The organism is Hirschia baltica ATCC 49814, from assembly GCF_000023785.1.
GTDB classification, from domain to species: Bacteria; Pseudomonadota; Alphaproteobacteria; order Caulobacterales; family Hyphomonadaceae; genus Hirschia; species Hirschia baltica.
Genome location: NC_012982.1, coordinates 2150799 through 2163061, shown reverse-complemented (window position 1 = coordinate 2163061; position 12263 = coordinate 2150799). Strand labels below are relative to the sequence as shown.

Genomic DNA, 12263 nt, shown 5'->3' with positions numbered 1-12263 from the left:
AGTATGTGCCTCTAAAATTAAAGGGGTGGATATGAAAACTAGAATTTTGTTGAGTTTGATCTGTGTTGGTTTATTGGCATATTGTGCCAAAGTGGGTGTGACAACGCCGCCTTTAATCCATGTGCAAGCTGAGCTTTTTGATCAAGAAAATACAGAAACTCTAGGTTTGGTTCAGGCTCAAAACACTGAAACATTTACTATTTTTGAGCCCAAAGAAACAGATTATCGCTATAATAATGGCGTTGTGCTTTTGCCGTTTAAGGGCAAGCTTTATGCGCAATGGCAGTCTTCTAGCAAAGATGAAGATGGGCCTGAAACTGAAGTTAAATTCAGTGTTTCAGATGAAGGAAAAAATTGGTCTCTCCCAGAAATTTTAGCTCCAGCGCGTGAAAATGCGATTGTGACCAGTGGTGGGTGGTGGACAGATGGTGAAACGCTGATCGCTTATATCAATGTTTGGCCAAGTTTTACCTATGAAGATAGAAGCGGATACACTGAATACATTTCCAGCAAAGATGGTGTGGTCTGGAGTGCTCCGCAGCGTGTGCTTGATATAGACGGTGTGCCGGTAAACGGGGTTATTGAACAAGACGCTCATACGACAAGGACTGGCCGGATTGTAACGGCTTTTCACACATCACCAGGCCTGCATGTGAAGCCTTTTTACACGGATGACCCATTGGGAATAACGGGTTGGACGCAAGGTGAATTTGAGAATTTGCCAACGACAAAAGCTGTTAGCCGCGAAATTGAACCGAGCTGGTTTTCGCGCCCGAATGGGGATCTTGTTATGGTGTTTCGGGATCAAGACAGTAGCTATCAAACGATTGTTTCTGTTAGTGAAAATGATGGCGTGAGCTGGACAGATCCTGAGCTTGCCGCGTTTCCTGATTCTCGCTCGAAACAGAGTGCTGGCAATTTGCCAAATGGTGATGTGTTCCGCGTCAATAATCCACGCAATACCAAGATAAGGTCGCCTTTGGTTGTATCTTTGAGCAAAGATGGTGTCGTTTTTGACAAAGCGTGGCTGCTGCGCGGCGGCGGCGATGATTTGCAGGCTTTGCGCTATGAGGGAAAATACAAAAGTATTGGCTATAGCTATCCCAAAAGCGTGATCTGGGGCGATTATCTTTATGTGGGATATGCGACTAATAAAGAGGATGTTCAAATATCCAGAGTGCCTTGGAAGAATTTGTAGGATCGATTTATCAAGCGGAGGATAAACCATACCAGAATTTTTCACACCGACGGTTTATGCAATTCCCTTTTTCCTTGTGACATTGGTGCTGGAATGGTGGGCAGTGCGAAGCAAACGCGTGCGTGGGCGGTATGAAACCAAGGATGCGATAACGTCAGTTTCTCTAGGAATTGGCAATCTTATTGTTGATACAGTGACGGGTTTCTTGGCAATTGCTGCGCTTTTAGTGGTGTGGGAGTATCGAGTTTTTGAGCTTCCAGTGACGTGGTGGAGCTTTATTATTGTGTTTGTGGTGACGGATTTTGTCTATTACTGGAAACACCGTTTTGGACATCGCATGCGCTGGTTTTGGATGTCGCATGTCACGCATCATTCTTCGCAGCATTACAATCTGACGACGGCATTACGCCAACCATGGTTGGGACCATTTACCGGATTATTTGTGATTGGTGCGCCATTGATTTTTCTGGGTGTGCATCCTGCTTTTATGGCGTTCGCGATGAGCTTTAATTTGGTTTATCAATATTGGATCCATACAGAAGCGATTGATAAAATGCCCAAATGGTTTGAAGCCATTATGAACACACCGAGTCATCACCGTGTGCATCATGCGACCAATCCCCGATATTTGGATATGAATTATGCGGGTGTGTTTATCATTTGGGACAAGATGTTTGGTACATTTACACCGGAATTGAAAAGCGATCCTTGCGTGTATGGTCTGGTGAAGAATGTGGAATCCTATAATCCGCTTTATCTGGCTTATCATGGGGTGATGGAGTTTGTTTCAGACTGTATAACTGATGGATTGCGCCCTGATAGATGGGTGAGGCGAATGTTTAATCCGCCCGGCTGGCAGCCTGATGGTTCTGGCAGCACAAGTGAAACGCTTAAGCAAGAATGGCTGAATGCGCAGACAGAAGATGCCGATTTGTCAAAGTTGGTATGATGAAAAAATCGTATTGACCTAGAGTGCACTCTAGCCCGTAGAAGCCATTTATTCGAGACAATGAGAGTTTAAATGAAAATCGGTAAACTGGCGCAAATATCCAAAATATCTGTGCATGCGATTAGATATTATGAAAAAATAGGTCTGCTACCGAAAGCGCGCCGTGATCAATCTGGTCAGCGTGAATATGAAGAGTCTATTCTGGTATGGATTGGTTTTTTATCGCGTTTAAAAGCAACGGGCATGTCTATCAAGGATATGCTGATCTATGCCAGATTACGCGAGCAGGGCGATGCCACCCAAAAAGCAAGGCAGGATATTCTCATCCAGCACCGTGAAAAAGTGGCAGCTGAGCTTGCCGAGCTTCATGTTTCTCTTGGTGTCCTCGATGAAAAGATCGCCCTTTATGGCGCGATGATATCTAAAGAGGAAAACAAAAATCATGGGCATTTCCAAGACGGATAATGACAATAACCGTTTAGCGCGCGGTATGGAGGCTATTGGAATCGTTGATGGCGAAGCGGGCAATCAGGTGGTTGAGGCGATGGCAGATATCATGCCGGATTTTGCGACCCAGTTGATCGAAAATTTTGGTGATATCTACACACGGCCCCAGCTAAATCTGCGTGAGCGTGAGATCGCAACGATTGCAGCTTTGACTGCAATTGGTCATGCAATCCCGCAATTGAAAGTGCATATCCAAGCTGGCCTGAATGTGGGGCTGAGCGAGCACGAGATTACAGAAATCATGATGCAGATGCATTTGTATGCGGGATTTCCGGCGGCTATCAATGCAATGTTTGCAGCCAAAGAGGTTTTTGCTGCACAAAAATCCTCGTCATGACAGAGCATACGAAGGTATCAGATTTTGAATTTTAAATAACCAGAGTAAGGGCACGAGGCACGCTTATTTTTGGCAGTATTAGTCTATAAATTGCTGGTCCCGATCCAAACACGGGATGCCAGCGATAGTTTGGGCCGCAAATAAGCATGCCTCGTCTCGTGATTTTTCTTTTGGGGCGTTTAGCAAAAAGGCGTTTAAGCCTTGGAGTTTTTGACTCTCTTTTTGGAAATGTCACCCGATTTGAAAAAATCACTTTGCCAATCCCAACACGTCCGGTCGCGAGCCGCCCTCAAGGATTGAGCGCTTAATATGGCGCAAGTTTTCAGGGACGGGGATAAGTTTTGCGTTATCCGATACTTCTAATTATATGCGAGGTGAAAATCCAGCTTGGAAAATGGGACCGCTGGCAATCTTGCGACCCATTGTTATGCAAGGTTTTTCGATTGTGATGTGCAGTATGTATGCAAAAGCAATTGAGAGCGGATAGGCGAGAGTAAACTCTAGCATCATTGAGTTTTCTAAGCCGAGTTTATCAATACCAATTTCCACAGCATTTAAGACGAGCACATGTGTGAGATAGATTGCAAATGTGAGTTTTCCTGCCCATGCAAGCGGAGAAAAGGATAATATTCGGGAAGTTGGGCTATCTTCATTAAACCACAAACTAGCAACAAGTCCGGCACCACAAAACGACATGGCTAAATTCCAGATATTGACCATCGGAAATATGAGTGACGCTATGTATGTGAGGACCATCAGGCCGACACAAATAGAAGCAATTTCGCTTTTTTTGAATATGTCTATCAGGTGTGGTTTGTTTTTTACGATGATGGCCAGCAAAGCACCAAAAGCCAACCCAAAATAGCCGCGAACAAAAAAGCTTTCACCATTGGACGCAAAGAGTAAGCCGCCAATGATAAGTGCGGATATAGTGAATGCCCAGAGGGGTTTTTTGAGCAAGAAAAATAGAATGCATGGCCAAATAATATAGAATTTTTCTTCTATGCCGAGTGTCCATGCGTGTAGAAAGGAGTTGCCTGCCTCTACTGGTCTAAACTCACTATTGAAAGAGGCGATGTAAGGAAGAGCATTGAAAAACTCGTGTTGTTTTTCGGGTTGCCCTATGCGCGCCAAGAGTTCGGAAGCACAAAAATAGATGAAAATGGTGAAGGCGTATAAAGGGACAATTCTAAAGAAACGTCTGATATAAAAAGATTTTAGATTGATTTTTTGGTCTTGCGATGAGTCGCGCAATAGAAGCCAAGTGATTAGCCATCCACTGAGAGCGAAAAAAATATCTACGCCAAATGAGCCATCTATGTAACTTGGTACGAATGAAATGTGATTGAAAATTGTGAAAATAATACAGATAGCCCGCAAGCCATCTAGCGCGTTTCTATACTTTACCATTTGCCCCAACCCATAATATGCGTGCAGTCTTAATTTGTACGCATAGTTCATCGCATATTAGGCAGGTTCAAACAACACATAAACTCAGAGTTGTTCGTTTTGGCGAGTGTTGGGAATTAAATGCTATTCAGCGGAGCCTTGCTCTAGGTCGATTTCATCGGTGCTGAAGCTGTCCATTTCATCAAGTGCATAATGGTTGAGGTCATCTGTTGTTAGGCCGCGCAATTCGTTAAAAGCAATGCGGGTTGTGATGCTTGGTTTCTCATCTTCACCTGTTGCGATAACATCAAATGCAGCTTCTAAAAGGTCTGTGACGTGAGCGTTGCGTGATTTGGATGTTGCGCCGCCCAGCATGACAGCGATAACGCGGTGTCCATCGCGCTCAGCAGATGCGAGTAGGTTAAAGCCTGATGCGCGGGTATAGCCTGTTTTGATGCCATCTACACCGCGAACAGATTCAAGAAGTTTGTTGTGGTTTTTGTAATTAGCTCTGCCGTATTTAAACTCTGTCGTGGAGAAATAGTCATAATAATCAGCGTGATCACGCAACATGGCTTCTCCCAATATCGCAAGATCATGTGCTGTTGAGAGTTGGGCGGCGTTTGGCAGGCCAGAAGCATTTTTAAAGCGTGTGTTTTTAAGACCAAGTTGGCGCGCTTTGGCTGTCATCAATGCCGCAAAACGTGTTTCTGATCCACCAAGGCGTTCGGCGATTACAACGGCGACATCATTGGCTGATTTTGTGACGAGTGCGTTGATGGCTGTTTCGACGCTGATTGTTTCGCCCGGCTTTAGATAAAGCTTGGAAGGGGGTTGTTTAGACGCTTCACGTGAAATTTTTAGTTCGTCGGTTAGCATTAGTTCGCCTGCTTTTAGCGCATCAAACACCATGTAAAGTGTCATCACTTTGGTGATGGAGGCTGGAAAGCGTGGATCATCCGCATTGCGAGAGTGAAGCACTTTAGCGGTGTCGATATCGATCACATAGGATGCGTATTTTTCTGCGCTCGCGGGTGCGATAACACATAGAGACAGGGCCAAAGCTGTGATGAGCTTTTTGATTAGACCAGAGAATGCGGACGAAAATGCCATGTCTGTTATGATCCTGTTTATCGAAAACGACGTATTTCAAGATTGATGTTAGGCTGCATTCATTGAAGTGTGGTTAACTGAATATAATTTGTAGGCCAAAATTGATCAAAGAAATGTTATCTGAATGTTAAATCTAAAAACGATGACACTGCCGAAAACGCCAAACACTTATTTATTGGCACCCGAGGGCTATTGTCAGAATGCGCAACCTAACGGGGCGGCTCCTGTTTATGCTGGAAAAACACCTGCCCAGCTCAAGGTCGAATTTGTGCGCGCAATTGAAAATGAGTCAAGGCTGTCCGTATTAGAGGATGAGGAATTTTGCATGGAGCTGCGCCAGAGAACACCTTTAGTCGGCTGGCCAGACTATATAAGCGTTTGTTTTTTAGAAGCAGATGAGGGTGGCTCAACCTTGGCAATCTATTCGCGATCTAAATATGGGCGAAAAGATTTTGGTGTAAATCGCAAACGAATTGAACGATGGCTGGATTTACTTGGTAATAAGTCTTAGATTGGGATTGCACAATATTGTGGCTTCCCTCTTACATTGGGAGAGTATCTTCATATCTATTGTGTATGATTAAAGCGTTCTGAACTTTTTATTTGTTTGGAGCAATGTGATGTTGGTTAGATTTCGATAGGTTTATGTCAGACGATAATACCCCAACAGGCCCCGACGATGAGACGGGCGTCGCAACACGGACAGAGACAAAGACAAAACGTCCGTCTTTGTACCGTGTTTTAATATTGAACGACGACTTCACCCCCATGGAGTTTGTTGTTCTCATTCTTGAGCACTTCTTCAACAAGACTCGTGAAGAAGCGACAAAAGTCATGCTCCATGTCCATAATACAGGCGTGGGTGTGTGTGGAGTGTTCACATATGAGGTTGCTGAAACAAAAGTGGCGCAAGTGATGGACCTTGCCCGCAGAAGTGAGCATCCTCTGCAATGTACGATGGAACGCGAAGAGTAGAGGTTACCAAATGCCTTCAATGACCCCCAGCCTAGAACGTGCGCTTGAAAAAGCGTTACATCTTGCGTCTGACCGCAAGCATGAATATGCCACGCTTGAGCATTTGTTGTTTGCGCTGACAGAAGATGAAGATGCTTCGGAGGTCATGCGCGCGTGTAAGCTGGATATAGACAAGCTACGCGGCGACCTAAATGATTATATGGATGAAGAGCTTAATTCTATCGTCGTTGACGATGATGAGCATGTGCATCCGACAGCGGCTTTCCAGCGCGTTGTTCAGCGTGCGGTTTTGCATGTTGAAAGCTCTGGCCGAGATGAAGTGACAGGTGCCAATGTGCTTGTGTCTATCTTTGCCGAACGTGAAAGCCACGCTGCTTACTTCCTGCAAGCTCAGGATATGACACGCTATGATGCGGTCAATTACATTTCACACGGTGTCGCGAAAAAGCCGGGCATGTCTCGTTCGAGACCTGTGGATGGTGCTGGTGAAGATAAAGACGAAACAGTTAAATCTGGCGGTGAAGCGCTACAAGCTTACTGTGTTGATTTAAATGAAAAAGCACGTTCTGGCAAAACTGACCCTTTGATTGGGCGTCAGCTAGAAGTAGACCGCTGTATTCAGGTATTATGTCGTCGCCGTAAAAATAACCCATTGCTGGTTGGTGATCCCGGTGTTGGTAAGACTGCAATTGCAGAAGGTCTTGCTAAGCGTATTGTGGATGGTGAAGCCCCTGAAATCCTTGGGGAGAGCATTATTTACTCTTTGGATATGGGTGCTTTGCTTGCGGGTACACGCTATCGCGGTGACTTTGAAGAGCGTCTGAAACAGGTTGTTAAAGAGCTAGAAGAACAGCCGCGTTCTGTGTTGTTTATTGATGAGATTCACACGGTTATCGGTGCGGGTGCGACATCTGGCGGCGCGATGGATGCTTCCAATTTGTTGAAGCCAGCGCTTCAATCTGGTGAGCTGCGTTGTATGGGGTCTACGACGTATAAAGAATATCGTCAGCACATTGAGAAAGATCGTGCTTTGGCGCGTCGATTCCAAAAGATTGATGTTGTTGAGCCAACCGTGGCGGACTCCATCAAGATTTTGCAAGGTTTGAAATCTCGTTTTGAAGATTTCCACGGCCTTAGATACACCAATGATGCGATCAAGACAGCGGTGGAGTTGGCGGCACGTCACATCACTGACCGGAAATTGCCGGATAAAGCGATCGACGTGATTGATGAAGCGGGTGCAAGCCAATGGCTGCAACCTGAATCAAAACGTCGTAAGCAAATTGGCACAAAAGAGATCGAGCAAGTGATTGCGAAGATGGCTCGTATTCCATCTAAGCAGGTCAATAAAACGGACGAGCAGGCGCTTAAGTCTATCTCGGCTGATTTGAAGCGTGTTGTTTACGGACAGGACGATGCCATTGCTGCGGTGTCTGATGCCATTAAGCTGGCGCGTGCTGGTCTGCGTGAAGCCAATAAGCCGATTGGGTCTTACTTATTCTCGGGTCCAACCGGTGTGGGTAAAACTGAAGTTGCGCGTCAATTGGCGTCCATTCTAGGTGTCGAGCTTTTACGTTTTGATATGTCTGAATATATGGAGCGTCACACTGTTTCGCGTTTGATCGGTGCACCTCCGGGATATGTTGGATATGATCAAGGTGGATTGCTGACAGATGGTGTGGATCAACATCCTCACTGTGTGTTGCTGCTAGATGAGATTGAGAAAGCGCATCCTGAATTGTTCAACATTCTCTTGCAGGTGATGGATAATGGATCGCTGACAGATTCAAACGGTAAGAAGATTGATTTCCGTAATGTGATTTTGATCATGACAACCAATGCGGGTGCATCGGATGCTGCCAAAGAAGCCATTGGTTTTGGGCGCGGCAAACGTGAAGGCGAAGATGAAGAAGCAATCAAAAAGCTCTTCACACCGGAATTCCGCAACCGTTTGGATGCGATCGTGCCATTCTCGCCATTGGGTGAGGAAGTGATTTCTCGCGTTGTTGATAAATTCATCCTTCAACTTGAAGGTCAATTGTCTGACCGTAATGTTGATATCGTTCTAACTGACAAAGCGCGTGCTTGGTTGGCAGAGCGCGGTTATGACAAAGACTATGGAGCCCGTCCGCTATCACGCGTTATCCAAGAGCATGTGAAGAAGCCTATGGCTGAAGAACTGCTATTTGGTAAGCTGAAAAAAGGCGGTGTGGTGACCATTGATGTGGATATCAAAGACACGAAAAAACTGGCTTTCATTTATGAAGAGGACACACCGAAATCTTCTAAGAAGTCAGAAGAGCCAGAATTGACTGACTAATCCTTGTCACTATTTCCATGTGACAAATAAGGGTATTCCGGTTTTCTAGCTTTTAAGTTAGATAGAGGCTAATAGGTTTTGGGCGAGGGCAGTGATGCTCTCGCCCGAATGTTTTGAACTGATCAATTTTAGACTGAAACAAACACAATGACCCAGATTATCGTCGCCGCACTTTATCACTTTGCTAAGCTTCCAAATTATGAAGAGCTGCAGGTGCCCTTGCTGGCCGCGTGCGAGGCTGCGGGCACGAAGGGGACATTGCTTCTGGCCACTGAAGGCATTAACGGAACTATCGCTGGTAGCCGTGAGGGTATTGATGCTGTGCTTGCGCATATTCGCTCTATTCCTGGGCTTGAAGCCACTGAGCACAAAGAAAGCTTTGCGAAAGAGATGCCTTTCTTGCGGATGAAAGTGCGCCTGAAAAACGAGATTGTGACGATGGGTGTGCCGGGCACGGACCCAAGCAATATTGTGGGAACATATGTTGATCCAGAAGACTGGAATGATTTGATCGCGCAAGACGATGTGATTTTGATCGACACGCGCAATGATTATGAGGTGCAGATTGGCACGTTTAAAGGCGCGGTGAACCCGAAAACGACGACTTTCCGCGAATTTCCTGAATGGTTTGAGAAATTCCAACGCACGCACAATAAGCCAAAAGTGGCGATGTTCTGCACGGGTGGTATTCGCTGTGAAAAATCGACGGCTTTGGCCAAGGATATGGGCTTTGAAGAAGTGTTTCACCTGAAAGGCGGCATTCTAAAATATCTTGAAAATGTGCCAGAAGAAAAATCAACCTGGGAAGGTGAGTGTTTTGTCTTTGACCAACGTGTGTCGGTGAAACACGGCCTTGAATTGGGCAGTTATGATCAGTGTTTTGCCTGCCGTCGGCCAATCACGCGCGCCGATATAGACAAGCCTGAATTTACCAAAGGCGTGTCTTGTCACCAATGCTATGACGAATATTCACCAGAGAAAAAAGCAGCATTTGAAGAACGTCAAAAGCAGATTGAGTTGGCAAAAAAACGCGGCAAATCACATGTTGGGCAAGATCTGACCGCCGAACGCGTAGCAGCACGTCTTGCGGCTGAAGAGGCGAGATTAAAGTCTATCGCTGGGAAAGAATCTGCTGGGGAGTAGAAGCTAGCCATTGTCTTTAAAAATGTAAGAGAGCATAAAAATGCGAACACATCGGGATAGATCTTCTGAGTCAGCAAATGCCTTTTTAAGCTCTTTAATGGCATTCCAAACGAACTGGCAGCTTCCTAGAAAACAAATATTTGTCTGGAGGGGCGTAGGTGATGCGATGAAGCACTCGCTTGTGCCTACAGCCCTTCGCCCTGAAAATGCTGAACGTTTATTAAAATTGGCTGATTTACATGAAAATTCAATTTATTGTGGTCTCAATGAGAATTTGAAACAGGTGTATTTAGAGTTTCGAATAGTCGAGCGATTTTTAGCCATCGCTGATAGGGCTGGGTTGGCCGTTCCAGAGCTACCTGTGTTCTTTAGAGAAGCATTTAACGAGTTTGGCAATGCTGAGAGGAATGATCAGTTTCAGGAAGTAGTTCAAAATTGGCCTCCCCAAGAATTAGTCCCCATCATTGCTTTAGCCCAACATTACGGATTACCGACCAGATTATTAGATTGGTCATACGATGTTCTCACAGCTGCTTATTTTGCTGCTGAAAGTGCGTTAGCATTAATGCGAGATGACCCCTCCAAAGATCCTAGCAAGCATACACTCGGAGTGTGGATGATGAATCCATATGATGTAAAAGAAGCAGTGCTTTTAGAAGAAGATACAAACAAAGATTTATTGAGGGTTGAGGTTTCGTCACCACCTAAATATCAAAATCCTAATCTAATGGCACAAGCGGGCTTGTTTACATGGGTGTCAGGGAAGTGGGCTCAACAAAAACTTGTAGTCAGTCGTCCTTTGGATGAATTGGCAAATCCGATAATCAAAGACAGATCGCCTACAAACCGTAAAGTAGGCACATTTATATTATATGAGTTACCTTGGACCGAAGCTGATGAATTGTTATCAAAATTGTTTAATTTGGGAGTCTCGAAAGCCAAATTAGAGCCTGGTTTCGGTGGTGTAGCTCGTACAATGGAGCAACTAGCTTACCTTGAATGGAAGCCGACTTCGTAATAGCATAACAATAACTCAACAGTTCTGCGCTAACCAATATATATTCACTAGCGAAAGATTGCGCCATGACTCGATTTACTTTGATCTCACTTGTTTCAGCAGTTTCAGTTTTTGCGATTGCGGGATGCGCTAAACCTGCCGCAGAGAAGACAGTGCCGCCTGAGGCTGATGTTTCTGAAACAGCCTCGGTTGAAGGTGACGTGACGCGAGAATTGCCGGCGAATGCTTTTGAAATAAAAGGTAGTGATGGAGTTGTGTTGATCGCCGAGCCGCTTGGTCAATTTGAAGAGCCGTGGGCGATGACATTCTTGCCAGATGGCAATCTGCTAGTGAATGAAAAAGAAGGGCGTATCAAGCTCGTCACGGCGGATGGAGATGTGTTGGGGCAGATTGCCGGTGTGCCTGAAAGTGAAGTTGCGGGCCAAGGTGGTTTTGCCGATTTGGCGCTACATCCTGATTTTGAAAACAACAAAAAAGTCTATATTTCCTATATCGAAGCTGAGGGTGATTTATATGGCTCTGTTGTTGAAAGCGGGACGCTGAATTTAACATCTTCGGGCGGTGAGTTGACCGATATTGAGCGTATTTGGACGCAATCGCCGAAAATTGATACGGGGCGTCATTTCAGTCAGCGTTTGCTGTTTGATAAGGATGGATATCTTTTCATTACATCGGGTGATCGCGGTGGACAGACGCCTGCGCAGGATATGAATGGTAATCTTGGAAAGCTTATTCGCCTCAATGATGATGGCAGCCTGCCGGATGATAATCCTTTTGCGGGGCAAGGTGGCATTAAAGAGCAATTTTGGTCCATAGGGCACAGAAATCCGCTTGGTATCGCGATGGATGCTGATGGCCAGATTTGGGAAAACGAGATGGGCCCGCGCGGCGGCGATGAATTAAACCGCATTGTGAAGGGCGAAAATTATGGCTGGCCAGTGGTTTCTGATGGTCGCAATTATTCTATGTTGGATATTCCTGACCATGACACGCGCGATGATTTTAAAACGCCGGCTATTTCATGGGTGCCGTCAATTTCGCCTGGCAGTTTGATCATTTATACAGGTGATGTGTTTGCCGATTGGAAAGGCAATGCATTGATGGGCGGTTTGAGCGGACAGGCGATTGTGCGTGTGTCACTGGATGGCGAGAAAGGCACGGAAGAAGCGCGCTATTCTTGGGATGAACGCGTGCGAGAAATCGAGCAGGGACCAGATGGCGCAATCTATGTGCTAGAAGATGGTTTTGAAGGCCGTCTCCTGCGGATCACGCCAAAGGGATAAGTAGAGCTTGATAAAAAATTAGCGTGTATTA

12 protein-coding genes are annotated in these 12263 nt (G+C 45.5%); 10 read left to right on the top strand and 2 right to left on the bottom strand.

The window, feature by feature from the left end:
- Window positions 1-31 precede the first annotated feature (31 nt).
- The 4 genes from HBAL_RS10080 to HBAL_RS10065 all read left to right on the top strand — a co-directional run bounded on the left by HBAL_RS10080 (window position 32) and on the right by HBAL_RS10065 (window position 2991).
- A complete protein-coding gene (locus HBAL_RS10080) occupies window positions 32-1198 on the top strand; it encodes a sialidase family protein (protein ID WP_015827842.1) in 1167 nt (388 codons plus the stop codon).
- Window positions 1199-1301: 103 nt separating this feature from the next.
- Window positions 1302-2147: a sterol desaturase family protein gene (locus tag HBAL_RS10075; protein WP_233356665.1), complete on the top strand. Its 846-nt coding sequence runs from the start codon at window positions 1302-1304 to the stop codon at window positions 2145-2147.
- 72 nt (window positions 2148-2219) lie between these two features.
- Window positions 2220-2612 (top strand): MerR family transcriptional regulator, encoded by a 393-nt coding sequence (locus HBAL_RS10070; RefSeq protein ID WP_015827841.1) that lies wholly within the window; start codon window positions 2220-2222, stop codon window positions 2610-2612.
- Complete coding sequence (locus HBAL_RS10065; protein ID WP_015827840.1) at window positions 2590-2991, top strand: carboxymuconolactone decarboxylase family protein; 402 nt, start codon at window positions 2590-2592, stop codon at window positions 2989-2991. The genes HBAL_RS10070 and HBAL_RS10065 overlap by 23 nt, the downstream gene beginning before the upstream one ends.
- A 363-nt stretch (window positions 2992-3354) precedes the next feature.
- Here the strand turns inward: HBAL_RS10065 and HBAL_RS16375 are convergent, their stop codons facing one another.
- The gene (locus HBAL_RS16375; RefSeq protein WP_049763137.1) at window positions 3355-4401 is read right to left on the bottom strand and encodes an acyltransferase family protein; all 1047 of its coding nucleotides are present in this window, start codon (window positions 4399-4401) and stop codon (window positions 3355-3357) included.
- Window positions 4402-4524: 123 nt separating this feature from the next.
- Window positions 4525-5493, bottom strand: a complete 969-nt coding sequence (locus HBAL_RS10055; RefSeq protein ID WP_015827838.1) for a D-alanyl-D-alanine carboxypeptidase family protein — start codon at window positions 5491-5493, stop codon at window positions 4525-4527.
- A 124-nt stretch (window positions 5494-5617) separates the two neighbouring features.
- Between HBAL_RS10055 and HBAL_RS10050 the strand changes: the two genes are divergently transcribed.
- The 6 genes from HBAL_RS10050 (at window position 5618) to HBAL_RS10025 (ending at window position 12232) form a co-directional block, all read left to right on the top strand.
- On the top strand, window positions 5618-6004 hold the full coding sequence (locus tag HBAL_RS10050) for a DUF1499 domain-containing protein (protein ID WP_015827837.1): 387 nt from the start codon (window positions 5618-5620) through the stop codon (window positions 6002-6004).
- Between the two features lie 134 nt (window positions 6005-6138).
- Window positions 6139-6468 carry an ATP-dependent Clp protease adapter ClpS gene (gene clpS, locus HBAL_RS10045; RefSeq protein ID WP_015827836.1) on the top strand — a complete coding sequence of 110 codons (330 nt, stop codon included), beginning with the start codon at window positions 6139-6141 and terminating at the stop codon, window positions 6466-6468.
- 10 nt (window positions 6469-6478) lie between these two features.
- Window positions 6479-8788, top strand: coding sequence for an ATP-dependent Clp protease ATP-binding subunit ClpA (clpA, locus tag HBAL_RS10040; protein WP_015827835.1), 2310 nt, complete (start codon window positions 6479-6481; stop codon window positions 8786-8788).
- Between the two features lie 147 nt (window positions 8789-8935).
- Window positions 8936-9931 (top strand): oxygen-dependent tRNA uridine(34) hydroxylase TrhO, encoded by a 996-nt coding sequence (trhO, locus tag HBAL_RS10035; RefSeq protein WP_015827834.1) that lies wholly within the window; start codon window positions 8936-8938, stop codon window positions 9929-9931.
- 40 nt (window positions 9932-9971) lie between these two features.
- Window positions 9972-10949: an FRG domain-containing protein gene (locus HBAL_RS10030; RefSeq protein ID WP_015827833.1), complete on the top strand. Its 978-nt coding sequence runs from the start codon at window positions 9972-9974 to the stop codon at window positions 10947-10949.
- Between the two features lie 65 nt (window positions 10950-11014).
- Complete coding sequence (locus tag HBAL_RS10025; protein ID WP_015827832.1) at window positions 11015-12232, top strand: PQQ-dependent sugar dehydrogenase; 1218 nt, start codon at window positions 11015-11017, stop codon at window positions 12230-12232.
- Window positions 12233-12263 lie beyond the last annotated feature (31 nt).